The organism is Streptomyces sp. NPDC029836, assembly GCF_055574495.1.
The window spans coordinates 1-26,053 of the sequence record NZ_JBVHZI010000024.1 but is presented as its reverse complement, the minus strand read 5'-3'; the positions used below and the strand labels follow the sequence as shown (position 1 = coordinate 26,053).

Below are 26,053 nucleotides of genomic sequence, written 5' to 3'. Positions count from 1 at the left end.
TCCGCCTGTCACTGAACTCCCATAACCTCCAGGCGACTTACGCGCCGGTAACCGAGGGAGTCGACGGCATGAGCATACGGAATCGGATGGCGGGCACCGCGGTGGCCGCACTCGCGGCCCTGGGCCTGGTCCTGGGCACGGCCCCGGCGGGAGCCGCCGCCCCGCAGGGCACGGACGGCCTGCCGTTCGCCGGCTCCACGGGCGTCGGGATCAGGATTCCCGGCCGGAGGGTCAGTCCTTGAACAGGCTGTGGACGAGACCCGCGACGAGGAGGTACGCCAGGTAGGAGGCGAGTACCGCGCCCAGCATCGCCAGGAGCTTGGCCGGCGTCCCGAACGGCTTGCGGGCGAGGGAGAGGTTCGCGAAGAGGCCCGCCGCCCCGATGACCCCGCCTATCGCCCCGCCGATCGGCAACAGGATGATCGGTGCGATCGAGAGGACCAACTGCCACCAGGCGAGTCCCCGGAACTTGGCCCACGGATCCGGCTTGCCGAGCGAGTTCTTTTCGAGGTCGGGGGTCTGCTGCATGAGCGGGCAACCTTCATTCTTCGCATGGTGAGCGTGCCGAACCGTCAGGATGCGGGTGACGGGCCGGCCGGGCAACGATGTGCCGACAACGGTTTGCCTACGAAACTCGGCTCGTCGACCGTCCCTGGCGACCAGGAGGTCGGCCGGTTCAGGCTTCGGGTCGGGCGCGGCGGGTCAAGCCCGGTCGGCCCCGCCACCCACACCGCCCGGCAACTCCGCGCCGTCCGCGCAGCGTCGGTGCCGGCGGGTCACGTCACCTCAGGGCGCGAGGGCGAACTCCCGGGTCGCTTGCGCGAGGTCGGTGAGGAACCGGGCCTGGTCGAAACCCTCGTTCTCGACCGTGCCCGGAGGAGGCGCGTGCATGAAACTGAAGTGACCGGCGCCCGGCACGACGCGAAGGTCGACCCGGGTCGGCGCACCCTTCAAGCGGACGGCCTGCTCGACGGGCGTGATGGTGTCCGTCTCCCCCGCGAAGACGAGCATCGGCGCCGTCACCCCGTCCAAGGCGTCCGGAGCGGCGAACCAGCCGGCAGCGGGCGCGTACAGGACGAGACGGCCGACGCGTGGCTCGCGCGGGACATCCAGCGGTCTGCCGTCCCGCCCCCGGGGCGTCGCACCGGCGAGACAGAGGCCGGCCCAACCACCGATCGAATGGCCGACCACGACAACGTCCGCGTCATCGGATGCCCACCGGTGGAGCGCCTCGATCAACCCGGCCGGGCGCGCGAGCAGCTCGGCGGTGGTCGGCTCCCGAGCGGCAAAGCGCTCGAAGTGCGGCGCGATGACCTGGCAGCCATCGGCTGCCAGGTCCTCCAGTAGGGGGCGGTAACGCTCCGGATCGCCGCCCGCTCCCGTGGCGAAGAGCACGACGCGCTCATGCTTCGTGGGACCAAGCGTCAGTGCTCGCATCTCGCTCCTTCACCATGGGGCCGTTCCCGAAGCCGGCCCGCGGGTCACTCCGTGCTCGGCTCCGGCCAGGCTACGCGCAGCGGATCGCGGCTCCCGGGAGCCGCCCCCCCGTCGCCGGTCATCGGAGGAGGGCGACCGCTGCCCGGTGGCCCTCCGGGACGCGGACGTCCGTCAGGGACCATCCCGGGGGCTGGGCCGGGTGGTGGCCCGCGCCCACGTAGTCCGCCGCCGGATTCTCCGACAGTCCCACGCCCAGCCCCTTGAGGTAGGCCTCCTTGCGGGTCCACACCCGGGTGAAGGCCGCCGACCGTTCCGCGGCCGGTAGTGCGGCGAGTTCCGCCGCCTCCCTCGGGTGCAGGACGTCGGCGGTGTCCGCGATGACGCCCGGGGCGACCAGTTCCTCCACGTCCACGCCGACCGGCGCGTCCGCGAAGGCCAACAGGCTGAGCCCGGTGCAGTGCGACAGGGAGAAGTGCAGGGCCCCGCCCGGCAGGACGGGCCGGCCGTGCGGCTCGTCGCAGTGCGAGCACGGCGCCCGCTCGACGGTCACCTCGCGCGGGGCCAGGCCCAGGTAGGCGCCGAGCAGCCGGCGCAGCGCCACGTGCGCGCAGACGTAGCCGTCCCGGTCGGCGGCCCGCGCGAACTCGGCCGCCCGCGCGAGCTCCTGGGCGTCCAGCGTGCCCGGCGCGTGCCGGGCGGCGTGCGCCCTGTAGGCGCTGGTGTCCACGAGCCACAGCTGCGGACTCGCCGGCACCACCACCGCCCGGGCGGGACCGGGATCGGTCAGCGTACGCGGAACCAGGAGTCGGTCGTCGGTGGTCGCGAGGGCCATCGCGTGCCCCTCACACCGAGGCCGCGACGGGCGCCCGCTCCGCGGCCGGCTCCTCGGCGTGCACCGGGTGGCGCAGGGCCAGGACGGCGGCGACCGGCGAGACGAAGGCGATCGCACCGCACACCAGCCAGGTCGTCTGGACCCCGATGACCAGCGACAGCGAGCTGAAGACGGCGATGGAGATCGGGGCGGTGCCGATCCCGGCGAGGGACAGGGTGGACATCGCGGCGCCCATCCGGTCCTCCGGCGCGGACTGCTGGTACAGGGTGACGATGGCCGGGCCGTTGAGCCCCGACAGCAGGCCGACCCCGGCCGCGACGGCCGTCAGCGAGAGCACCGAGGGCATCAGCGCCATCACGAGGATCCCGGCGGCCAGGCCGACGCCGGTCACCACGAGCCGTACGAACATGGGGATGCGGTGCGCGAGGGCCGCGCCGACCGCGCTGGAGCCCAGGGCGCCCACGCTGAACGCCGCGAGGACGATGCCGACCGCGCTCACGCCCCAGCCGCGCTCGGAGACCAGCAGGGGCAGCGCCACCTCGGCGGGCCAGCTGAACGCCAGGTCCAGGCAGAGGGCGGCGACGAACATCCACCGCAGCCGCGGGTGCCGGGCCAGCAGCCGGAACCCGTCCCCGGACCGCTTGACCAGGGAGACCCCCGGTTCCGGCTTCGGGCGGACGAACCCGTGGGTGACGTGGAGCAGGCAGCCGAGCCAGACGGCGCCGGTCACCGCGCCGACCAGCATCGCCACCCACAGTTCGCCGACGGTGATCAGGAACGCGCCGGCGGGGGCGCCGAGGATGGGCGCCACCCGCAGCACCATCGCGTACAGGGAGTTGGCGCGGGCGAGCTGGTCGCCCCGGGCGAACATGGGCAGCAGGACACCCGACGCCGGACCCGCCAGCCCCAACAGGATCCCCTCGATCAGGGCGATCACCACCAGCGGCCACAGCTCCTGGGTGGTGGCCGTGACCACCGCGCCGACGGCGAGCAGCGCCACCCGGGCCGCCGTGGTGCGCAGCAGGACGAAGCGGGGGCCGAGGGTGTCGGCGACGGCCCCGCCGAAGATGAGCATGAGGGCGCGCGGCACGGTCGCGGCGAGCATCAGCAACGTCACGGCGCGGGTGCCGCCGAGCTCGACCGCCGTCCAGTTCATGGCGATCAGCAGGGCGAAGCTGCCGAGTTGCACGGCGGCCTGGCCGCCGACGAGGGAACTGACGCGGCCCCACTGCACCCGCTCGTGGTCGGGGGGCCGGACGGGCTGCGGTACGGGGGTGTCCATGGAGCACCTTCTCTGGGAGGCGTTCGGGGGAGGGGCTCGCGGGCCCCTCAGGGGTCGGGGGTTCGTGCACCGCGGGTCGTTCGGCGGCCGGTCAGGTCCGGCGCCCGCGGTACGGGGTGCGGCGGGGGCGTGCGATCAAGGTCGGGGCCGGGTCTCCAGGGCTCGGGTCACGGCCCGGCGGCCGGCCCGGGCCAGGTCGGCGGCCCGGGGCGCGGGCCCGCGCGTACGGAGCTCCAGGTGTCCGCCGAGGTGGCCGAGCCCGGCTTCGGTGAGGGCGCGGCGGGCGGCGGGGCCCGCCACCCGCCCGGCTGGCCCGGGGCGGACGGTGACCCCGGGCAGGTCGCCGAGCCGGAACCGGGCCCGTACGAGCCCGCCCCGGCGACCCGGCGCCACGACGTGGGCCGCGCCGCCGGCCGGGGCCCCCGGCGGGCGGCCGCTCACACCGGCCCGCCGACCGGGAGCGCGGCCACCGGCGCGGGGTCGCCGGGCGACCACAGGTCCTCGGGGGTCAGGTCGGCGGGCCGGTACTGCCCGACGGCGCTGATCAGCAACCGCGCCTCCAGGGCGAGCGCCTTCACCAGCCGGACCAGCCCCTCGTCGGGGTCCTCGTCCACCGCGAGCAGGGCCGCCCGGCCGAGCCCCACCGCCGTCGCGCCCAAGGCCAGGGCCCGCACGGCGCGACCGCCCTCCCACATCCGACCCGAGGCCAACAGGGCTGCCCCGGGCGGGCGTTCGATCCGGCGCAGGCATTCCCCGAGGGGCAGGCCGACCCGGTCGAGGAACACCCGCGGCGCCCAGCCGGTGCCGCCCTCGGCGCCGTCGACGGTGACCGCGTCGGCGCCCGCCGTCCACGCCGTCGCGGCGGCCCGGGCGACGTCGCGGCCCGGGTGGAACTTCACCCAGGTCCGGGCCAGCGGGAAGTTGTTCCGCATGAACCGCAGCTGCTGGCGCAGGATCTCCTCGGTGAAGGTTCCCGGGGTCGCGGACCGCAGCCGGCGTCCGGCGGGTTCGCCCAGCAGGTCCCGAACGGTGAACCGGCCGGCCAGCCGCTCGGCCTCGGCCGCGCCGACCACCGTCATCCCGCCGAGCCCGGGCTTCGCGCCCTGGCCGGTCTTCAGCTCGAAGCCGAGCCGCCCGGAGTCCCGCAGCGGGCGGGATCCCGGATCGCTGTAGAGCAGGTTCCACACCTCGGAGTCGGCGTCCTCGGTGGACTGCTGCACCACCACCCCACCGACCCCGTCCGCGAGGTGCTCCGCGTACGCCGCGACCCGTTCCAGCAACGCCGACCGGCTGCCGTAGCCGTGCACCGGCACCATGTTCTCGCCGATGACCATCGGGATGCCGAGTCGTGCGGCCTGCCGGGCGGCGGCCACGCCGAGGTCACCGCTGCCGGCCCGGGTGGAGCCGAACGCCGACAGGTAGAGCGGCAGTTGCGAGGCGAAGCCGCCCACCGGGGTGCGCAGGTCCACGTCCTCGTACGAGGGCTCCCGGCCCAGGTCGATCAGCTTCTCCAGCCGCCTGGGCATGAACACCGGCGGGGCGAGGCGCAGCGAGTCCAGCCAGTCGCCGCCGATCTCGACGCCGGACGGCTGCGGCCCGCCGGAGCCGTCCAGGCCTGTCGGTTCGGGGGCGGCGCCGAACAGGCGGGTCCCGTAGCCGTCCGCGGCGGGGAACACCTCGGCCGTTCCCGCCCGGGCCCGGGCCCGTACGGCGTCCGCCGGGAACCCGGCCGCTTCCAGGGCGCCGCTCACGGGGCGATCACCCCCGGCAGCTTCGGGTAGGCGCTGACCTGCCAGAGCGCGTCCAGACCGGTCAGGTACCGCACGAGGCGCTGGAGACCCATCCCGAAGCCGGCACTGGCTTCGAAGCCCTCGCGGGCCAGCTCCAGGTACCAGGCGTACTTGGCCGGGTTCTCGCCGCTCTCCCGCATCCGGGTGACGATCGTCGCGTAGTCGTTCTCCCGCTCGCTGCCGCTGACCAGCTCGCCGAACCCGCCGTGCGCGATCAGATCGAAGTTCCGCAGCACACCCGGCCGTTCCCGGTCCTCGCGGTCGTAGAACCCGCGCGATCCCTTCGGATAGTCGTTGACGAAGAACGGCCGGTCGGCCTCCAGGGAGAGGATCCGTTCGCCCGCCCAGTCGATCTCCGCGTCCGGGCTCTGGGCGTGGCCCCCGGCCAGCAGCCGCGCCACCGCCTCCGCGTGCGTCAGCGAGTCGAACTTGCCCTGCCGCAGCTCCGCGAACTCCAGCTCGTCCCGGCCCAGTTCGCGGAGCACCTGCGGTACCGCCGTCCACACGTGCCGCACCACGTGCGTCAGCAGTCCGGCCGCGAGCTCCTGGACGTCGCGCCGGGTCCCGCCCGCCAGCTCCACGTCGATCTGGTGGAACTCCACCAGGTGCCGGCCGGTGGACGCCGTCTCCGGGGGCTCCACCCGGACGTTCGGGGCGATGTAGAACAGCCGCGGAAAGCCCTTCAGCGAAGCCTGCTTGTAGAGGATCGCGCTCGTCATCAACTTGTACGGCTGCCCGTAGTAGTCCACGTCCAGGGCCTTCGCGCCGCGCCCGCCCGGATCCGTCACCGGACCGATCAGCGGCGGCAGCAGCTCCACGAAGTCCTCGCCGCGCAGGAACTCCCGCGCCGCGTACAGGGCTTCCTGTTGCACGAGCATCGCGGAGCGCAGGCGCGGCGAACGCAGGTGCTCACCGAGCGGGGGAGGGGTTCGAAGCTCCATGTCGACTCCTGTCGATCTTTGGGTCATGGGTCCGTCCGTGGACGGGAAGGTCGTGGACGGGTCGGTCGTGGGCGGGAAGGTCGTGGACGGGTCGGTCGTCGCCGGTGTGCTCGCCGGCCGGGGTCCGGTCACTGCCCGTCCTCCTGTTCGTCGTAGCGCCGGGCCACCCCGTGCACGGCCGCGAGCAGTCCGTCCGACCCCAGGTCCGGGGCGCAGGCTCCCGCGCCGGGGGTTCGGCAGGGCGTCGCCGGCATCGAGCCGGTCCGGGACCAGCGCAGCCGTCCGCCGGCGTCGACGAAACTGCGCGAGCGGCCCGCGTTGTCCGGGTGCAGGCAGTAGGGGACGTCCAGCACGCCCCGCGCGAACGCGGCCCGCAGGGCCCGTCCCAGGTCCTCGTCCAGCTCCAGCACCGCCTCCACGAAGGCCCGGGCCTCCCGGTACACCTCGCTGTCGGAGCTGTCGGAGCTGTCGGAGCCGTCGGAGCCGTCGGAGCCGGCACACCGGTCGCCGCCGAACCGGGGATCCGGCGGCCCTCCGCCCGGCCCGCTGCTTCGGACGTACGGGCGTTCCTGCAGGGCCGCCGTCGCCGCGGCCGTCTCCAGCGCCCGTACGTTCTCCAGCACCGTCGGGATCCGGTACGCCTCGGCGGCCGTCTTGACGATCAGCCGCTGCGCCCCGGACCGTACGGCGAGCCGCGCCGAGGCCTCCAGCAGGCGGGTGGCGCCCCGGGCGGTGTGCGGGAAGACCCCCATGTAGGTGTAGAGCACCACGTGCCGGTCCACCCCGGCCGGCAGGAACTCGGCGGCGAGACGGCGCAGCGCCCGGACGGCCTCCGCGTCCTGCGCGGGGTCGGTCTGCTGGGCGTAGCTGAGGGAGACGCTGCGGATGCCGTGCCGGACGAAGAACATCCCCTCCAGCAGGCTCAGCGCCACCAATAGTCCGGGCGGGCAGAGTTGGCCGAGCATGCAGCCGCCGAAGCTCTCCAGGTGCGGGACCCGGGGCGCGGGCGTCAGCGAGGCCAGGAGCTCGCAGCAGCGGGCCCAGTTCTCCACGGACTCGGCGAGCGGGGTCCGACCGTAGGGCAGGCAGTACGAGACCGGTCCGCCCTCGGTGGCGTCGAGCCCGGCGGCCACCAGCGCCCGCACGATGGCCTCGGGCCGCGAGGAGCCGTGCCGGACCTGGACGGGGAAGCCGGGGCCGGCCAAGCCGTCCAGCAGGGACCGGGTCAGTTCGACGGGGTGGGTGGTGATCGGGTAGCCGTTGAGGGCGGTGCCCTCGGCCACCGCCGCCCGGGCCGCGGCGGCGTCCCCGACCCGGGTGTAGCTGTCGATGGTGAGGGTGCCGACGGTGGTGGCGACGGCGCTCTTCGTGCGTTCCAGTCCGGCCCGCATCCGGCGCGGGTCGCCGAACCCCATGCGGGGCTGCACCACGAGCTGTCCGGCGGCGGCGGCGCGGGCCACGAAGCCCCCGAAGGAGGCGTCGGGTTGCGGGGCGCCCGGCTCCCGCTGCACCCCGGGGGCCAGCAGGGTGGCGCCGCCGCTCATGCCACGGCCCGCGGGGCGGAGCGGCCGACGGCGAGCGTGGTGAGGTAGTCCCGCAGGGCGGCCACGTTCCCGTCGTCGAAGACGGCGTCACACCCGGCGTCGAGGAGGCGCCCGCGCTGCTCGGGGTCCGCGACCCCGGCGACGCCCAGCTTCCCGCCGATGACCACCGGCAGGGTCAGCCCGGCCCGCCGCACCGCCCGTACGGCGCCCAGCCCGTCACGGTAGCCGTGGCCGTTGACGCTGCTGATGACCACCAGGTCCGGCCGGCCCGGCCCCGCCGCGGCGCAGGCTCCGGTCAGCAGGTCGTCCGGTACGCAGGGGCCGAGGTTGCGGACCCGGTGTCCGAGCTCCTCCAGGAAGAGCTGGAGGTAGACCAGGTTCCAGGTGTGGGAATCCGATGCCGTTCCGCTCAGCAGGATGTCCATATTCCGTCGTCGCATACCCAGAATATAGAAAGCGGTCGAAGGGTCGAGGGGAAGTTGGGGCGGCAGTATGGGGAATTCGGCCCGGGCCGTCGGCGCCGGCACGGGCCGGCGGGACAAAGGCGAACGGCCGCGCCCCGCGGTGCGGGGCACGGCCATTCGGATCGCGGTGCGGATTTTAGATCAGGAGTACTGGGCGACCAGGCTCCGCGGTCGGATGTCGGTCCAGTGCTGCTCGACCCAGGCGAGTGCGTCGGCGCGGGTTCCCTCGCCCCATACGGTCTCCCAACCGGCCGGGACCTGGGCGAACACCGGCCACAGGGCATGCTGACCCTCGGCGTTGACCACGACGTGGAAGGTGCCCTCGGTGTCGTCGAAAGGATTGGTCATGACAGACTCCTCAATTTCTCGGAAAGGATACGGCCGATCATCGCGAGTGGTTCCGGTTCGCCCATTCTGGTATGCGGCACGCCGATCAGATGGTTCTCCACCCGGCCCTCCACATAGGGAATCCAATGCTGGGCGAGGGTGTTTTCGGTTTCCCCGTCCTCCAGGGCCGCCAGGAAGAGAAGATCCGTGGCGACCGGGCGCGGGACGTACAGGTTCATGATTTCGGCGTGGTTGATGGAGGCGCCGATCACCGACCGGATCTCCGCGTCGGAGAAGGCGCCGAGCACCGGGTCCTTCAGCCGGACCAGCCCGATGAGCGCGTCCACGTCGAAGGGGGCGTCCTCGGGCTCGTCGGTGGCGTCGCCGACGAGCATGTCCCGCTTCTGCGCCGGCGTCATCCGGCGCCGCTCGGGTTCCGTCGGCAGCAGGTGCACGTCCATCATCGCCAGCAGGTCGGTGCGTTCGCCCAGCTCGGCGAGGCGTACCGCCAGCGCGTGGGCGACCGTGCCGCCGAAGGACCAACCGAGGAAGCGGTACGGACCGTGCGGCTGGATCCCGCGGATCAGCGGCAGGTAGTCGTCCACCATCTCCTCGACGGACCCGGGGGAGTGCCCCAGCTCGCTCAGCGCCCGCGCCTGCACCGCGTACAGCGGCTGGTCCGGCCCGAGGTGGCGGGCCAGTCCGGCGTACGGCCAGCCGACGCCCGTCCCCGGGTGGAGGCAGAACAGCGGCCGCTCCGCACCCCGGGTGCTCAGCGGCAGCATGACCCCCATCGGGTCGAAGCCGGAGGGCTCGTCACCGAGGAGGCCGGCGACCGTCGGTGTGCGGAACAGGTCGCGGACCCCGAGCTCCAGGCCCAGCACGGTCCGCATCCGACTCACCAACCGCACGCCGAGCAGCGAATGCCCGCCCAGGGCGAAGAAGTTGTCGTCGATGCCGACCCGCTCCAGCCCCAACACCTCGGCGAACAGCGAGCACAGCACCTCCTCGCGCGGGGTGCGGGCCGCCCGGCCGCCGCCCCGTTCGGCCGGCGCGGGCGCCGGCAGCGCCGCCCGGTCGGGCTTGCCATTGACGGTCAGCGGGATCGCGTCGAGCAGCACCGCCGCCGAGGGCACCATGTGCTCGGGCAGTTCGTCAGCCGCCCAGCGCAGCAGCCCCGGTCCGGTCAGGGTGTGCCCGGCGCGGGGCACGGCGTACGCCACGAGCCGCTTGCCGCCCGGACCGTCCTCGCGGACGGTGACGGCGACCTGTCCGACCCCCGGGTGGCGGGCGAGGGTGTCCTCGATCTCGCCGGGTTCGATGCGGAAGCCGCGCAGTTTCACCTGGCCGTCGGCCCGCCCGAGGAAGCGCAGCTCGCCGCCCGCCGTCCAGTGCGCGAGGTCCCCGGTGCGGTACATCCGGCTGCCGTCCGCCGCGAACGGGTCGGGCAGGAACCGTTCGGCCGTCAGGCCGGGCCGCCCCACGTATCCGCGAGCCACCTGGGTACCGGACAGGTACAGCTCGCCGGCGACCCCCACGGGCACCGGGCGCAGCCGCCCGTCCAGGACGTGGGCGCGGGTGTTGTCGAGGGCCGCGCCCAGGTACACGCCGCGGACCTCCCGCTGGGTCAGCGGGAACCGCTGCTGGTGCGAGGCGAAGGTGGTCTCGGTCGGACCGTACGAGTGGACGAGCACCGTGTCCGGGCAGTGGTCCAGCACCCGTTGGAGGGCGCTCGGGGAGGCCACGTCGCCGCCGGTCCACACCTCGTCGAGGAGCTTGAGGGTGTCCAGGCCCTCGTCCGCCATGATGTGGAACAGGCCCATCGTGAAGTAGGCGGCGCTGACCTCGTTGCTGCGGATCGCGTGGTCGAGCTCCGCGACGTCGGTGCCGTCGCCGGGGGCGATCACCAACTGGCCGCCGTTCAGCAGCGGCACCCACAGCTCGTACGTCGAGGCGTCGAAGCCGATCGCCGAATGGACGAGCATCCGGCGGTGGTTGGCCAGGTCCCAGCACCGGTCGGTGACCAGGTCGACCACGTTGCGGTGGGTGACGCCGACGCCCTTGGGGCGGCCCGTGGAGCCGGAGGTGAACATCACGTACATCAGGGCGTCCTCGCCGACCGGCACGCCCGGATCGGTCGTCGGATGACCCGACACCGGGGTGTCCACCGACAACACCCGCACTCCGCCTTCGAGTTGCGCCCGCACCGCCGGGAGGCCGGCCTGCGCCTCACCGACGAGCAGGACCCGCGCGCCCACGTCCTCCATCACCATGTCCACCCGCGCCTGCGGCAACCGCGGATCCAACGGCACGTACGCGGCGCCGCACTTGAGTACCGCGAGGGCGGCGACCAGCAGGTGCGGGGTGCGCTCCATCAGCAGCCCCACCGCCCCGTCCCGGCCCACGCCCGCCTCGATCAGCCGGTGCGCCAGCGCGTTGGCGCGCGCGTCGACCTCCTCGTACCGCAGGGTCTCCTCCCCGTACGAGACGGCGGTCCGCCGCGGCGTGCGCCGGGCCTGCGCCGCGAACCGCTCGTGCACCAGCCCGCACGCCGCCCGCGGCGCGGCCGTGTCGTTGTACGCGACGACCAGCCGGTGCTCCTCCTCGGCGGACAGCAGCCGTACGTCCCCGATCCGCTGCTCCGGGTCCCGGGCCACGGCGCGCAGCGTCCGCGCCACGTGCCCGGCGAGCACGGCGGCCGTGGCCGCGTCGTACAGGTCCGTCGCGTACTCCAGTACACCGTCCAGCCCGCCCGGAGTGCCGTCGGCGCCGCGCGTCTCGCGCAGCGACAGGGTGAGGTCGAACTTCGTGAACCCGGAGTCCGTGCCGACGGCCGTCCCGGCCAGCGCCGACGCGCGGGGCGCGCCCGCCTCGGCCGGCTGGACCTGGACGACCGCCTGTACCAGGGGGTGGTGCGCGGTGGACCGTACGGGGTTCAGCTGCTCCACGACCAGGTCGAAGGGCAGTTCGGCGTGGGCGTACGCCGCGTACGCGGTGTCCCGGACCCGGCCGAGCAGCTCCGTGAACCGGGGGTCGCCGGAGGTGTCGCAGCGCAGGGCGAGGGTGTTGACGAAGAAGCCGACCAGGTCGTTCAGGGCCTCGTCGTCCCGGCCCGCCACGACCGTGCCGAGCGGCAGGTCGGTGCCGGCGCCGTGCCGGGTGAGGGTGGCGGCGAAGGCCGCCTGGACGACCGTGAACAGGGTGGCCCCGTGGTCCAGGGCCAGGCGCTCCAGCCGGGCGTGCGTGGCGGCGTCCACGGCCAGCGGGGCCGTCGCGCCCCGGTGGGAGGCCTCGGCGGGCCGGGTCCGGGCGCCGGTGAGCTCCAGGACGGGCGGCGCGTCGGCGAGGGCCCCCTTCCAGAAGGCGATGTGTGCGGCGGCGTCCTCGCCCTCCAGGGCGGCCCGCTCCCACAGGGTGTAGTCGGCGTACTGCACCGGCAGCGGCTCCCAGCCGGGGGCGCCCCCGGCCAGCCGGGCCTCGTAGGCGGTGGTCAGGTCGTCGAGCAGCGGGCCGGCGGACCAGCCGTCGGCGGCGATGTGGTGGACCAGCACCACCAGGACCTGACCGGTCCCGCAGTCGATCAGCGTCGCCCGGAAGGGCAGTTCGGCCGCGAGGTCGAAGACGTGCCCGGCCGCCGCGTCGACGGCGGCCCGCAGCGCGGGGCCGGGCGGGGCCTGCGCGTCGTCCTCCGTGCCGGCCGCCGGGGCGTCCTCCCGCACGGTCACCTGGTCCAGCACCGGCCGGGCCCCCGCGCGCACCCGCTGGTACGGCTGCCCGTCCACCGCCGGGTACACGGTCCGCAGCACCTCGTGCCGCTCCGCCACGTCGGCCAGCGCCTCGGCGAGGGCCGCCGGCTCCAGCGGCCGGTCCGGACGGAGCACGAAGGGGATGTTGTACGAGCGGCTCGGGCCCTCCAGCTGGTCCACGAACCACAGCCGGCGCTGCGCGTACGACAGCGGGATCCGCTCGGGGCGCAGCGCGGCCGGCACGGCGGTCGGTCCGGGCCGGCCGGGGGCCGACTCCGCCTCCGCGGCGGTCGGGGCGGGCCCGGTCTCCGCGCCCGGGTCGGTGAGGAGCCGGCGGGCGAGGCCGGCGGGCGTCGGGTCGAGGAACAGGTCACGGATCCGCGCCTGCACCCCGAGCGTCGCGCGGATGCGGTTCACCAGGCGGATCCCCATCATCGAATGGCCGCCCTCCGCGAAGAAGTTGGCGTCCGGGGCCACCGGCCCGGCGAGCCCGATGACCTCTCCGAACAGCGCGCACAGCAGTTGCTCGGCGGGGGAGTGCGTGGCGGTCGCGGGGGCACGCGGGGGCGCGGTCACGGCCGGCCGCTCCCGGAGCCCGGTCAGGACCGCGGCTTCCTCGGCGGTCGGCAGCGGCCGGGCGCCCGGCCGGGCGTCGGGGTCGGCGGCGGCCCGCGCGAGGGCGCGTACGAACAGGTCCAACAGCAGCTGCGCCGTCTCCCGGTCGAACAGGTCCACCGCGTACTGCCACCAGACCTCCAGCCCGCCCTCCGCCCGCTCCACGCAGGAGGCGCTGAGGTCGAACTTCGCCACCTCCAGGCCCGGTTCGACGAACCGACCGGACAACGGCCCGGCGCCCAACGCCCCTTCGGGGCCGCCGGAATCCGCGTCGGCCGCCTCCTGGGCGGTCAGCATCACCTGGAAGAACGGGTTGACCGCCGAGGTGCGTTGCGGCCGCAGGTGCTCCACCAGCAGGTCGAAGGGCAGTTCCTGATGCGCGTACGCGGCCAGGTCCGCCTCCCGGGTCCGGTCCACCAGCTCGGCGTACGAGGCGTCGCCCGACACGTCGGTGCGCAGGACCAGGGTGTTCACGAAGAAGCCGACCAGGTCGTTCAGGGCCTCGTCGGCCCGGCCCGCCACCGGGGTGCCGACGGCGATGTCCGTGCCGGCGCCGGCCGCGGCCAGGGCCAGCGCGAGGGCGGGCTGCACCACCATCAGCAGGCTCGCGCCGCGCTCCTCGGCCAGCGCCACCAGTCGGCGGTGCGCGTCCGTGTCCAGGCGGGCGACGATCGTCGCGCCCCCGCCGCCGGGCTCGGCCGGCCGGGGACGGTCCGTCGGCAGGTCCAGCACGCCCGGCATGCCGGCCAGGGCGGCCCGCCAGTGCTCCACCAGTTCGTCCGGTTCCTCCAGCAACTCCCGTTGCCACAGGGTGTAGTCGGCGTACTGCACCGGCAGCGGCTCCCAGTCCGGCGCCGCGCCCGCCAGCCGGGCCTCGTACGCCCGCGCCAGGTCGCGCAGCAGCGGGCCGACCGACCAGCCGTCGGTGGCGATGTGATGGGTCAGCAACGCCAGGGTCGCGGACCCGTCACCCGGTAGGAACAGGGTCGCCCGGATCGGGAGGTGTGCGGCCAGGTCGAACGGCGTCGCGGTGAACCGGGCCACCAGCGCCGTCAGTTCGTCCTCCGCGCACGGTCGGACGGCGAGCTCCACCGGCGGGGCGGGCAGCACGTGCTGGTACGGCTCCGCGTCCACGACGGGGTAGACCGTCCGCAGCACCTCGTGCCGCTCCACCACGTCGGCCAGCGCCGCGGCCAGGACGGCCCGGTCCGGGACGGCGTCCAGGCGCAGCACGACCGGCAGGTTGTACGTCGCGGAGGGCCCCTCCAGTGAGGCCAGGAACCACAGCCGGCGCTGCGCGTACGAGAGCGGTACCCGCTCTTCGGCGGGCAGCACCGCCACCCCGTCGAACACGCTGTTCGGGGTGGGGTGTTCGTCGAGCGGTGACCCCCGCAGTGCCTTGCGGTCGATCTTCCCGGAGGAGGTCCGGGGCAGCGCCTCCACCAGCGTCACCGTGCCCGGCACGGCCGCGGCCGGCAGCTCCGCCCGGACCCGGTCGCGCAGCTCGTGGGCGCTCACCCCGTCGTCGGCGACCACGTACGCCGCCAGCGACCGCACCCCGTCCGTCGTCTCCCGCGCCACCACGGCCGCCTCGCGCACCCCGGGGTGCGCGGTCAGCACCGACTCCACGGACGCCGGATCCACCCGGTGCCCGTTGATCTTCACCTCGTCGTCGGCCCGCCCGCGGAACCCCAGCAGCCCGTCGGGCCGTACGTGGACCAGGTCCCCGGTACGGTACGCGCGCTCGGTGCCCAGCGTCGTGAACCGGGCCCGGGTCAGCTCCGGCCGGCCCAGGTAGCCGTCGGCGAGGGCCCCGCCCAGCAGCCACAGCTCCCCGTCGACCACGGCCGCGCGCACCCCCGGCAGCGGCGTCCCGATCGGCACCGGACCGCCCGCGTACCGGGACAGGTCGGCGACGGTCGCCACGACGGTGGCCTCGGTCGGCCCGTACGTGTTCCACAGCCGGACCCGCTCCGGATCCACCACCGCGCACCACTGCGCGACCCGCTCGGGGAGCGCTGCCTCACCGCCGATGATCACCGTCCGCAGGCAGGAGGGCAGTTCGGCGATCCCGCCGGCCAGGGCGTGGGCCAGTTCGTGCCAGTACGCGGTCGGCAGGTCGAGCACCGTCACCCCGTGCGCGGCGCAGCCCGCGAGCAGTCCGGGGACGTCGAGCATGTCCTCGTCGCGCAGGACCAGGGCGGCGCCCGAGCCGAGGGTCAGGAAGACCTCCTCCACGCTCGCGTCGAAGTGCAGCGGGGCGAACTGGAGCACCCGGTCCTCGGGGCCGATCCCGTACCGGACGCCCGCGCCCGCCACGAACCGGGCCAGCGCCCCGTGTCCGACGACCACGCCGTTCGGGGTGCCCGTCGACCCGGAGGTGTAGATGACGTAGGCGGTTCCCTCGGGGACCCGGGCGCCGGGAAGAATGAACTCCCCGTCCATCAGCTCCTGTTCGCGGCCCGAGCAGTCGGCGAGGATCGCCGCGTTGCGGGCGGCGGGCGCCGCGGGATCCAGCGGCAGGTAGCCGGCGCCGGTCCGCAGGGCGGCGAGCAGCCCTACGATCGCGTCGACGCCCCGGGGTCGGTGGACGGCCACCAGCCGTCCCGGTCCGGCCCCGCCCGCGGCGAGCTCGTCGGCCCGCAGCGCCACCGCGAACGCCAACTGTCCGTACGTCAGCCGCCGCTCACCGTGCACCAGCGCGGTCCGCCCGGGGTCCTGGGCGGCTATCCGGTCGAGTACGCCGGGTGCCGGACTGATCGCCGGGCCGCCGTCCAGGACGGCGGAGGCGGTGGGGGCGGTCGAGGGCATCGCGGGGCCTCCAGGCGAGGGGTTCGGGAGCGGGAGCGGACTCCGTGCCCCCACGCTAGGCACCCCCGCCCGCCCCGGCGGGCAGTCCCTCCGGCAGCTCCGCCGCCGGCCGACTGCCGCTCCCGACCGCCGCTCCCGACCGCCGCTCCGGAGCGCACGGTCGGACGCACGGCAGTCGGGAGCGCCCTGACGTTGAAGAGCACCCGGAAACGCCCCGTGGCCGCCCGCGTTGACGGGCGGCCACGGGGTCGGGCCCGGCCGGTCGCCCCCCCCCCGCGTCGAGCGGCCCGGGTGCCTCAGGTCCGGACGCGGGCGCCGGCGTGGGTGCGGCGGCGCAGGGTCGGTGCGGCGGCCGGGGCGGGCGCCGTCGAGGACAGCAGGGTTGCCAGGCGGGCCGGGGTGGGGTGGCGGAAGACGTCGCGGAGGGTGAGTTCGTGACCCAGTTCCGCGCGGACCCGGTTCACCAGGCGGACCGCGAGCAGGGAGTGGCCGCCGGACTTGAAGAAGTTGTCGTCCGGTGCGACCTGCCGTTCCAGGACCTCCGCGAAGAGCCGTAGCAGGGCGGCCGCCCGCGCCCGGGCCGCCGGGTCCTCACCCGGCGCCGCGGCGGCGGCCGTGGTCGTGGCGCCCGCCGGCGCGCCGGCCTGCTCCCCGGGGACCCGTACCGTCGCGGGGACGGCGTACTCCGGCAGGTGTCGCGCCGCCCAGGTCTGCAGCTCGGCCTCCGGCACCGGCCCGCCCGTCGCGGTGACCTCCGCGAGGAGCCGGTCCGCGGCCACCCAAACCCGCGCGCCGCCGACCCCCGGGTGCTCCGCGAGAACCGCCTCGACCCGGGCCAGGTCGATCGGGTAGCCCCCGACGAGCGGGCGCGGGGCCCGCCGGTCCGCGGGCGCCGCGAGGTCCGACACCCGCAGCTGCGGACCGGCGGCGAACAGCTCCAGCGCCGACACCAGCAGCGCCGCGAGCCGGCCCGCGCCCGAGGGCTCGTACAGGTCCGTGGCGTACTCCAGCACCCCGGACAGCCCGCCCCCGTCCCGCTCGGTCAGGGCGAAGGTGAGGTCCGACTTCGCGGTCCGGGCGGCGAACGAGCGCTCCGTGCCCGCGAACGGGCCCGGGAGCGGACCGGCCGGCGCCGGGTTCACCTGGAGCATCACCTGTACCAGCGGGTGGTGCGCCGAGGAGCGGTGCGGGTTCAGGGCCTCCACCAGCAGGTCGAAGGGCAGCTCCTGGTGCGCGTACGCCGTCAGGTCCGCCTCCCGGACCCGGTCCACGAGGTCCCCGAACACCGGGTCGCCCGTCACGTCGGTGCGCAGCACCAAGGTGTTTACGAAGAAGCCGACGAGGCCGGAGAGGGTGTCGTCGCCGCGGCCCGCGACCGTCGTGCCGATCGCGAGGTCCTCGCCCGCCCCGGTACGGGCCAGGGCGGCGGCCAGCGCCGCCTGCACCACCATGAACAGGGTGGCGTCGCGGGCGTGCGCGATCCGCAGCAGCCGCCGGTGCGTGTCCGCGTCCACGGAGAACCCGGTGACCGCGCCCCGCCCCGAGGGGACGGCGGGCCGGGGCCGCTGCGTCGGCAGGTCGATCAACGGGGGCAGCCCCGCCAGCGCCGTACGCCAGTGCCCGGCGGCGGCAGGCGCGTCCAGCGCGGCCCGCTCCCACAGGGTGTAGTCCGCGTACTGCACCGGCAGCGGCTCCCAGTCGGGTGCGGTTCGGGCCAGCCGGGCCTCGTAGGCGGTGGTCAGGTCCGCGAGGAGCGGTCCGGTGGACCAGCCGTCGGCCGCGATGTGGTGCAGGAGCAGCACCAGGGTCTGCGGGCCGTCGCCGTCGGGGAGGAACAGTCGGGCCCGCAGCGGCAGGTCCCGGGTCAGGTCGAAGACCTCCGCGGCCGTCTCGTCCACGGCCGCCGCGAGGTCCGCCGGACGACCCAGCTCCAACTGGGGCCGCGCCCCCTCCAGGATCCGCTGGTACGGTTCACCACCCTCGACCCCGTACACGGTGCGCAGCACCTCGTGCCGCGCCGCCAGGTCGGCGAGGGCCCCGGCGAGCGCGGCCGGGTCCAGGGGCCGCTCCAACTCCCGTACCAGCGCGATGTTGTACGTCGAGGACGGGCCCTCCAGCTGGTCGACGAACCACAGCCGGCGCTGCGCGTACGACAGCGGCAGCCGCTCGGGCCGGTCCGCGACGGCGACCGGCGCCGGCCGCCCGGCGCCGTTCCCGGCGGCCTCGCCGAGGCGGCGGTGCAGCGCCGCCGGGGTCGGCGCGAGGAACAGGTCGCGGATCCCGGCCTGCACGCCGAGGACCGCCCGGATCCGGTTCATCAACCGGCTCGCCAGCAGCGAATGCCCGCCCGCCTTGAAGAAGTTGGCGTCCGACGCGATCCGTTCGCGACCCAGCACCTCCGCGAACAACCCGCACAGGATCTCCTCCCGCGGCGAGGACACCCGGCCCGGGCCGCCGCCCGCGCGGCGGGCTCCCGCCGCGGCGGCGAGCCGCTCGCGGTCGTGCCGTTCCAGCGCGACCCGCCGCTGTTCCAGGGCCTGCCGCTCCGGCTCCCGCAGCAGCTCCAGGGCGCCGAGCCGGGTTCCGGGAGCCTGCCCGAAGGCGCGCAGCGCCCGGACGAACAGTTCCAGCAGCAGACGGGCCGTGTCCTCCTCGTACAGGTCGCCCGCGTACTGGACCAGCACGTCCAGGCCGTCCGGGCCGCCGTCGGGGGTCCGGCGCTCGGCGCAGTGGAAGGACAGGTCGAAGCGGGCGGCGCCCAGATCGGTGCTGCCCGCCCGACCGGGGATCCCGCCGAGCCGGACCCGGCCGGCGTCGGCCTGGCCCACGGTCAACATGACTTGGAAGAACGGGTGTTCACCGAGGGCCCGCTCGGGGCCGGCCAGTTGTTCCACCAGGACGTCGAAGGGCAGGTCCTGGTGGTCGAAGGCCGCCAGGTCCGCGTCCCGGACCCGCTCGACGAGCTCCGAGGCCGACGGGTCGCCCGACAGGTCGGCGCGCAGCACCAGGGAGTTGACGAAGCAGCCCACGAGGTCGTGCAGGTCCTCGTCGGAGCGGCCCGCCGCCGGGGTTCCGATCGCGAGGTCCTCGCCCGCCCCCGCGGCGGACAGCGCCGCCGCCAGGGCCGAGCGGACCACCATGAACAGGCTGGCCCGGCGCTCCCGCGCCAGTGCGGCCAGCGCCCGGTGCGCGTCCTGGCCGAGCACCGCCGAAACCGTCGCGGCCCGTCCCGACGGTTCGGCCGGTCGAGGCCGGTCCGCGGGCAGCGCGGTCCGCGCCGGCAGCCCCTCCAGGGCCGCCCGCCAGTGCGCCAGCAGGGCCGCCGGATCGGCCAGCAACTCCCGCTGCCACAGGGCGTAGTCGGCGTACTGCACCGGCAGCGCACGCCAGGTCGGGGCGCGGCCCGCGCAGCGTGCCCCGTACGCCTCGGTCAGGTCCCGCAGCAGCGGCGCCAGGGACCAGCCGTCGGTGGCGATGTGGTGGAGCAGCAGCACCAGTACCGAGGTGCCGTTCCCGGGCCGCAGCAGCCGGGCCCGCACCGGCACCCGTACCGCCAGGTCGAAGGTCTCCCGCCCGAAGCCCGCGACGAGGTCCTCCAACGTCTCCGGCGCGCAGTCGGCGACCTCCAGCAGCTCCCCGGGCACGTCCAGCACCCGCTGGTAGGGCTGCCCGCCCTCCTCCCCGTACACCGTGCGCAGCACCTCGTGCCGGGCCAGTACGTCACCCAGCGCGGCTCCCAGCGCCGCCGGCTCGGGAACTCCCTCCAGCCGCAGCACCAGCGGCGCGTTGTACGTCGCCGACGGGCCCTCGATCCGGCCCAGCAACCACAACGAACGCTGCGCCGCGGACAGCGGGAGCAGCCGCGGGCGCTCCCCGGCCGGTACGGACACCAGCGCCGGCCGGGACGCGGACGCGCCGAGGCGCCCGGCCAGCCGCCGGTGCAGCGCGGCCGGGGTCGGAGCCAGGAACAGGTCCCGGATGCCCAATTCCAGACCGAGCGCGCCCCGGATCCGGTTGACGAGCTTGCTCGCGAGCAGCGAATGGCCGCCGCTGCGGAAGAAGTTGGCGTCGGCGTCGAGCCCGGGCCGGTCGAGCACCTCGGCGAACAGCCCGCACAGGATCTCCTCCCGGGGTGCCAGTGCCTCCCGGCGCGCCCCGGAGCCGGCGGCCGTCGGGGCGGGCGCCGCCGCGGTGGTGTGCGGCCGCCCGGCCAGCGCCCGGGCCGCCTCGACGGCCTCGGGTCCCGCCTCGCCGAGCGGGGCGTCGGGAGTCCGCCCGAAGGCGTCGAGCGTCCGCACGAACAGCTCCAGCAGCAGCCGGGCCGTGTCCTCGTCGAAGAGGTCACCCGCGTACTGGAGGGCGACGTCCATGCCGTCCGGCAGCCCGTCCGCGGTGTGCCGCTGCGCGCAGTACCACGTCAGGTCGAACTTGGCGGCGCCCAGGCCGACATCGGCGAGCCGCCCGACCAGACCCCCGCCCAGCTCCACCGAGGCGCTACCGGCGGCGTCCGCGTCCACGGTCAACATCGTCTGGAAGAACGGGTGGTGGCCCAGCGCCCGCTCCGGGCACAGCTTCTCCACCAGCAGGTCGAAGGGGAGTTCCTGGTGCTCGTACGCGGCCAGGTCCGCGTCCCGGACCCGGTCGACGAGCTCCGCCGCCGACCCGGCGCCCGCCAGATCGGTGCGCAGGGCCAGGGAGTTGACGAAGAACCCGACCAGCTCGTACAGGTCCTCCTCGGGGCGGCCCGCGACGGGCACGCCGATCACCACGTCCTCACCCGCCCCCGCCGCCGACAGGGCCGCGGCGAGCGCGGCCCGCACCACCATCGTCGCCGTCGCGCGCCGACCGCGTGCCAACGCCAGCAGCGCGGCGTGCGCCACCGCGTCGAGGCGGCCGGTCACCGCGCCCCCGCGCCCCGACGGCTCCGCCGGACGGGGCCGGTCGGCGGGCAGGGCGAGCACCGGCGGCGCGCCCTTCAGGGCGTCCCGCCAGTACGCCAACTGCTCCCCGGCCGCGCCCTCCGGGTCCTCGGGGTCGCCGAGCACCTCGTGCTGCCACAGCGCGTAGTCGGCGTACTGCACGGGCAGCGGCTCCCAGTCGGGGGCCCGCCCGGCCAGCCGCGCCCGGTGGGCCCGCGCCAGGTCCCGCAGCAGCGGGCGCACCGACCAGCCGTCGGTCGCCACGTGGTGGATCAGCAGGACCAGGACCCGGGTCCCGACGCCGGAGCGGAACAGCCGGGCCCGCAGCGGCGGTTCGCGGGTGATGTCGAACGTCTCCCGGACGAAGGCGGCGACCCGGGCCTCCCGTGCGTCGTCCGCGCAGTCCTCGACGACCAGCCGGGGCACGTCGGCCGCCGGCACCACCCGCTGGTACGGCTCCGCGTCGGCGCCGGCGGGCAGGACCGTACGGAGCACCTCGTGCCGCTCCACGACGTCGGCCAGTGCGTCGGCCAGCGCGTCGAACCGCACACCGGGCGGGGTGTCGGGTGACGCGCCGGCGGCGGGGTCGGCGTCCAGGCGCAGGACGACCGGCGCGTTGTAGGTCGCGGACGGACCGTGCAGCCGGCCCAGGAACCACAGCCGGCGCTGCGCGTACGACAACGGGATCAGGGTCATGTCCTCGGCGTCCTCAACGGTCCTGGCCCGCGGTGGCCGCCACGAGCGTGTCGATGTGGGCGGCCAGGTCCCGCAGGCGCGGGTTGGCGTAGACGGCCTTCACGGGTAGGGCGACGCCCAGTTCGGCGCGGACCCGCGAGACCAGCTTGATGGCGAGCAGCGAATGGCCGCCGAGCTTGAAGAAGTTGTCGTCGGGGCCGATGCGCGGGGCGCCGAGCACGGTGGCCCACACCTTCGCGATCAGCCGCTGCGAGGCGCTCAGCCCGTCGTCGGCCGGCCCGGCCGGGGAGAGGGGCGCGGCGGTGGCCGGGGCGGGCAGGGCCGCCCGGTCGACCTTGCCGTTGACGGTGGTCGGGAACCGGTCCAGGGCCACGAACAGCGATGGGACCATGTAGGCGGGCAGGACGGCTTCCAGGTGGGCCCGCAACCGCCCCTCGGCGACGGCCGGCCCGTCGCCCCGGTGATAGGCCACCAGGCCGGGGGCCCCGTGCACCTCCGGGTGCAGGACGACGACCGCCTCGGCGACCCCGGGCGCCGCGGCCACCGCGGCCTCGACCTCCCGGAGCTCGATCCGGTGGCCGCGCAGCTTGATCTGCCCGTCGGCGCGACCGAGGTAGGCCAGTCGCCCCTCGGGCAGCACCCGGACCAGGTCACCGGTGCGGTACATGCGCCCGCCGTGGTCCCCGACGGGGCCGTCGCCGTCGCCGTAGCCGTAGCCGGCACCGTCGCCGGAGTCCTTCGCCCGGTCCGGGACGAACCGTTCCGCCGTCAGAGCCGGCCGCCCCCGGTAGCCGCGGGCCACCCGCGGCCCCGCGAGGTACAGCTCGCCGCTGCCGCCCTCCGGCACCGGGTTCAGCGCCGCGTCCAGGACCCGCATCCGCAGCCCGGGCAGCACCCGGCCGATGTGCGGCTCGCCGCCGGCGTCGACCCAGCCGGCGGTGGCGTCGACCGTGCACTCGGTCGGCCCGTACAGGTTGACCGTACGCAGCACCCCGCGTGCGCCCAGGAAGTCCAGGCGCCGCCACAGCGCGGGGCTGACGGCCTCCCCGCCGACCAGCAGGGTCAGCGGGCGCGGTCCGCCGTCGGCGCTGATCAGGTCCAGCAGCGGATCGGCGTGCGAGGGGGTGATGTCCAGGTCGGTCAGGGCCTGTTCGTCGACGAAGCGGGCCAGCAGCGCCGGGTCCGCGCGGGTCTCCTCGTCGATCATGACCAGGGTGTCGCCCCGGCACAGCCGCACCCACTGCTGGACGGAGGCGTCGAAGGATGGCGAGGCGTTCCAGCCGACCCGGCCGCCGTCCGTCACCGCGATGTCCGACTCCTCCAGCTCGGCCAGCAGCGCGGACACGGCCGCCCGGCCGATCTCGACGCCCTTGGGGCGGCCGGTGGAGCCGGAGGTGTAGATGACGTACGCGAGGGTGTCGGCGCCGACGGTCACCGGGGCGTAGGGCCGCTCCGGCGCCGGTGACAGCAGTTCGGCCACCGGCAGGTGCGGTACGCCTCCGGCCGCCGGCCCGTCGCCCTCCCCGGCCGTGACGACCAGGTCGGCGCGCGCGTCCTCGACCAGGTAACTCCGCCGCTCGGCGGGCAACTTCGGATCCACCGGCAGGTAGGCGGCCCCCGCGGTCAGGGTGCCGATCAGCGCCACGACCAGGTCCGCGCCGCGCGGCAGGCACAGCGCCACCACGCTCTCGGGGCCGATGCCCCGCGCGGTCAGCCGGTCGGCGAACCGCGTCGCACCCGCGCGCAGCGCGGCGAAGGTCAGCTCGTCGCCGCCCGCGACGACGGCGGTACGGCCGGCGGGTGCCTGGGCGAGCCGCTCCAGCAGGTCCGGTACGGACGAGGGGGCCGCGTGGGTGCGGGAACGTTCGGGAAGTACGGCGGTCACGGCGGTCACTCCCCGGTGTGGACGGTGGTGGAGGGCTGGGTGGCGGGCGCGCAGTCGGCCAGCGCGACCGGCTCGCCCATCGCGACGAGGATCTTCCGGTCGCCCCGGTAGGCCTCGCGGCCGTGCGCGCACAGGATGTTGTCGACGATCATCAGGTCGCCCGTCCGCCAGGTCTCCCGTACGGTGACCCGGTCGTAGACGGCGTTGACCGCGTCGACCTCGGCGTCGGTGAGCCGGGAGCCGTCACCCAGGTAGGTGTTGAACGGCAGCCCGTCCTCGCCGTACGTGTCGAGGAGCACCTCGCGGACGTCGGGGTCGAGGGTGCGGCTGTTCCAGAACGCGAAGTGGTTGAACCAGGTCCGCTCGCCCGTCACCGGGTGGGTGACGATCGCCGAGCGACGCTGCCGGGTGATCATCGAGTCGCCCTCGTCGGTCCACTCGTAGCCGATCGTGTTCTCCTCGCAGTACGCCTGCGCCACCGCCTTGTCCTCGGTCGCGAAGGTCTTGTACCAGGGCAGCCCGGCCAGTTCCGAGTAGTTCCGTACGAGGAGCCAGCCGGCCCGCTCGAAGCGGCGGACCAACTCCGGCGGCAGCAGCCGCAGGGCCTCGCGCATGTCGCCGACGGTGGTGGCGCCGCCCTCCTCGGGGGCGGTCACGCAGCCGAACAGCAGGACGCCGGGGAAGTCGAGGGTGTAGCTGTTCTCGTTGTGCAGCCGGATCGGCTGCACGGCGGGCAGGTCGGTGGAGGAGAACACGCCCTCGCCGAAGTCGGTGCGCGGAGTGGCCTTCTCCTTGTAACCGGCGCGCCGTTCGATCAGGGCGTCCCGGGCGGCGGCGAAGGAGGCCGCGTCCTCGACGGGCAGTCCGCGCAGCAGGACGGCCCCGCTGCGCAGCAACTCGGCCTGGATCGCCGCTCGGTGCTCGGTCAGCCAGGCGACGGAGGCGGCGAGGCCGAGCCCGGCCGGGGTGTGCACGACGACGGGCTTGCCGGGCTCACGGACGGGGTCGATGCCGGTGCCGGCGGCCGGCTGCGGGGTCGGGGCCGGTGACGCTTCGGTGTGCGTGATGGTCATGGGTTTTCCCTCGGGATGCGGAGGAATGCGGAGGAATGCGGGGGAAGGCAGAGGAATACGGAGGAGCGCGGAGAAGTGCAACGGAGTGCGGGGCAGGGAAGGGGCGCGGTGGCGCGGCCGGACCGGGGTCAGGCGGGGGCCGGGGCGTGGCCGCCGACCACCGGGGCCAGCACCGCGAAGAACTCGGGGAGCCGCTCCTGGAAGTAGAAGTGGCCGCCCGGCAGCACGTGCGAGGAGAACCCGCGGTCGGTGATGCGGGCCCAGCGGTCCAGGGAGGCGGCGGGCGCGACGGGGTCGACGTCCCCGCCGATCACCGTTACCGGGCACTCCACGCGGGCCGCGGACTCCGCGCACCGGTAGACGTCGTCGATCGCGAAGTCGGCACGGATGGACGGCAGGATGATCTCGCGGAGCTCCGGCTCGTCGAGGATGCCGTCGTCGGTGCCGCCGCGCTCCTTGATCGCGGCCACCAGGCCGTCGTCGTCGAGGAGTTCGGGGTGGACGGCGCACGGGTTGGCCAGGAACGGCGCCCGGCAGGCCGAGACGACCAGGGCCCTCGGCGTACGGCCCGCCGCCTGGAGGCTGCGTACGACCTCGAACGCGACGAGCGAGCCCATGCTGTGCCCCAGCACCACCAGGTCGTCGGCGACCCCGGCGGGCAGGGCCGCCACCACCGGCCCGGCCAGGTCACCGATGTCCCGGGGCAGGTCCTCGGCGAAGCGGGCGCCGCGGCCCGGGTACTGGCCGATGAGGAGCCGGACGTCCGGCGGGAGGTGGTCGCGCCACTGTGCGTACGCGTGGGCGTTCCCGCCGGCGTGGGGCAGCACCAACAGCGCGGTGCGTTGCGGGCCTTCGCCCGGCAGGTCCCAGACGACGTCGTCGGGTGCGGGCTGGAAGTCCGACTGCTGGTCGTGGCTCATGAGGAACTCCGTTCCTGGTCGGGGGTGCGGCGGCGCAGGGCCGGCCTGGCACGTCGTGGTGTGGGAGGGGCGGCCTGCAGCCGCGTCCCGATGTGGTGCGCGAGGGTGGCCGGGGTGGGGTGCTGGAAGACGTCGCGGAGGGTGAGGGTGACGCCGAGGGCGGTACCGAGACGGTGGGTGAGGCGGGCGGCGAGCAGCGAGTGGCCGCCGTGGTCGAAGAAGTCGTCGTCGATCGACAGTGGCGACGGCGTGCCCAGCGCCTCGCTGAAGGAGGTACGGACCGTCTCCTCCAGCGGGGTGCGCGGTTCCCGGCCGCCGGGCGTGGTCTGCGTACGGGGCGACGGCAGGGCGCTCCGGTCGATCTTGCCGTTGGGGGTCAGCGGCAGCCGGTCCAGCAGGACCACGAACGCCGGAACCATGTGGTCGGGCAGCAGGGTCCGAAGCCAGAGGCGGACGTCCTGCGGAGCCGGGGCCGGCTCGGTGGTGACCAGGTAGGCCGTTAGTTGCGGGGTGTTGTGGTGGTCCGGGTGGGTGGCGAGGGTGGCCTGGGTGATCTGCGGGTGGGTGGTGAGGGTGGTTTCGATTTCGGTGGGTTCGATGCGGAAGCCGCGGATCTTGATCTGGGTGTCGGTGCGGCCGGTGTAGTGGAGGTTGCCGTGGGTGTCCCAGTGGGCCCGGTCGCCGGTGCGGTAGAGGCGGCTGCCGGGGGGTCCGTACGGGTTGGGGACGAAGTGGGTGGCGGTGGTGGTGGGTTGGGCGAGGTAGCCGTGG

Annotated in this window: 17 protein-coding genes; 1 reads left to right on the top strand and 16 read right to left on the bottom strand. The window is 75.0% G+C overall.

Annotation, left to right across the window (positions count from 1 at the left end; genetic code table 11):
- Window positions 1-68: 68 nt before the first annotated feature.
- The gene (locus tag ACZ4XJ_RS35365; RefSeq protein WP_468498633.1) at window positions 69-242 is read left to right on the top strand and encodes a hypothetical protein; all 174 of its coding nucleotides are present in this window, start codon (window positions 69-71) and stop codon (window positions 240-242) included.
- Here ACZ4XJ_RS35365 and ACZ4XJ_RS35360 read toward each other — a convergent pair.
- From ACZ4XJ_RS35360 to ACZ4XJ_RS35285, 16 genes are all read right to left on the bottom strand, one after another.
- Window positions 232-528 carry a hypothetical protein gene (locus tag ACZ4XJ_RS35360; RefSeq protein ID WP_468498632.1) on the bottom strand — a complete coding sequence of 99 codons (297 nt, stop codon included), beginning with the start codon at window positions 526-528 and terminating at the stop codon, window positions 232-234. The genes ACZ4XJ_RS35365 and ACZ4XJ_RS35360 overlap by 11 nt on opposite strands.
- Before the next feature lie 258 nt (window positions 529-786).
- Window positions 787-1,437, bottom strand: coding sequence for an alpha/beta hydrolase family protein (locus tag ACZ4XJ_RS35355; protein WP_362878425.1), 651 nt, complete (start codon window positions 1,435-1,437; stop codon window positions 787-789).
- A 118-nt stretch (window positions 1,438-1,555) separates the two neighbouring features.
- The gene (locus ACZ4XJ_RS35350; protein WP_468498631.1) at window positions 1,556-2,269 is read right to left on the bottom strand and encodes a 4'-phosphopantetheinyl transferase family protein; all 714 of its coding nucleotides are present in this window, start codon (window positions 2,267-2,269) and stop codon (window positions 1,556-1,558) included.
- 10 nt (window positions 2,270-2,279) lie between these two features.
- A complete protein-coding gene (locus ACZ4XJ_RS35345) occupies window positions 2,280-3,551 on the bottom strand; it encodes an MFS transporter (RefSeq protein ID WP_383994002.1) in 1,272 nt (423 codons plus the stop codon).
- 135 nt (window positions 3,552-3,686) lie between these two features.
- Complete coding sequence (locus tag ACZ4XJ_RS35340) at window positions 3,687-3,992, bottom strand: hypothetical protein (RefSeq protein ID WP_362878419.1); 306 nt, start codon at window positions 3,990-3,992, stop codon at window positions 3,687-3,689.
- Complete coding sequence (locus ACZ4XJ_RS35335) at window positions 3,989-5,302, bottom strand: glutamate synthase-related protein (protein ID WP_468498630.1); 1,314 nt, start codon at window positions 5,300-5,302, stop codon at window positions 3,989-3,991. The genes ACZ4XJ_RS35340 and ACZ4XJ_RS35335 overlap by 4 nt, the downstream gene beginning before the upstream one ends.
- On the bottom strand, window positions 5,299-6,282 hold the full coding sequence (locus ACZ4XJ_RS35330) for an asparagine synthetase A (RefSeq protein WP_468498629.1): 984 nt from the start codon (window positions 6,280-6,282) through the stop codon (window positions 5,299-5,301). Before ACZ4XJ_RS35330 ends, ACZ4XJ_RS35335 begins: the two co-directional genes overlap by 4 nt.
- Before the next feature lie 128 nt (window positions 6,283-6,410).
- Window positions 6,411-7,826, bottom strand: coding sequence for a methylaspartate mutase (locus tag ACZ4XJ_RS35325; RefSeq protein WP_468498628.1), 1,416 nt, complete (start codon window positions 7,824-7,826; stop codon window positions 6,411-6,413).
- Window positions 7,823-8,266 carry a cobalamin B12-binding domain-containing protein gene (locus ACZ4XJ_RS35320; protein WP_468498627.1) on the bottom strand — a complete coding sequence of 148 codons (444 nt, stop codon included), beginning with the start codon at window positions 8,264-8,266 and terminating at the stop codon, window positions 7,823-7,825. Before ACZ4XJ_RS35320 ends, ACZ4XJ_RS35325 begins: the two co-directional genes overlap by 4 nt.
- Before the next feature lie 165 nt (window positions 8,267-8,431).
- Entirely contained in the window at window positions 8,432-8,638 is a 207-nt protein-coding gene (locus tag ACZ4XJ_RS35315; RefSeq protein ID WP_468498626.1) for an MbtH family protein, read from the bottom strand.
- The gene (locus ACZ4XJ_RS35310; RefSeq protein ID WP_468498625.1) at window positions 8,635-15,789 is read right to left on the bottom strand and encodes an amino acid adenylation domain-containing protein; all 7,155 of its coding nucleotides are present in this window, start codon (window positions 15,787-15,789) and stop codon (window positions 8,635-8,637) included. Before ACZ4XJ_RS35310 ends, ACZ4XJ_RS35315 begins: the two co-directional genes overlap by 4 nt.
- 296 nt (window positions 15,790-16,085) lie before the next feature.
- Window positions 16,086-21,398: a condensation domain-containing protein gene (locus ACZ4XJ_RS35305; protein ID WP_468498654.1), complete on the bottom strand. Its 5,313-nt coding sequence runs from the start codon at window positions 21,396-21,398 to the stop codon at window positions 16,086-16,088.
- Between the two features lie 19 nt (window positions 21,399-21,417).
- A complete protein-coding gene (locus ACZ4XJ_RS35300) occupies window positions 21,418-23,289 on the bottom strand; it encodes a non-ribosomal peptide synthetase (protein ID WP_468498624.1) in 1,872 nt (623 codons plus the stop codon).
- 5 nt (window positions 23,290-23,294) lie between these two features.
- A complete protein-coding gene (locus ACZ4XJ_RS35295) occupies window positions 23,295-24,362 on the bottom strand; it encodes a TauD/TfdA family dioxygenase (protein ID WP_362878406.1) in 1,068 nt (355 codons plus the stop codon).
- 128 nt (window positions 24,363-24,490) lie between these two features.
- A complete protein-coding gene (locus tag ACZ4XJ_RS35290; RefSeq protein WP_468498623.1) occupies window positions 24,491-25,282 on the bottom strand; it encodes a thioesterase II family protein in 792 nt (263 codons plus the stop codon).
- Window positions 25,279-26,053: phosphopantetheine-binding protein (locus ACZ4XJ_RS35285; protein WP_468498622.1), on the bottom strand; the 775-nt coding region annotated here is incomplete at its 5' end. The genes ACZ4XJ_RS35290 and ACZ4XJ_RS35285, both read right to left, overlap by 4 nt.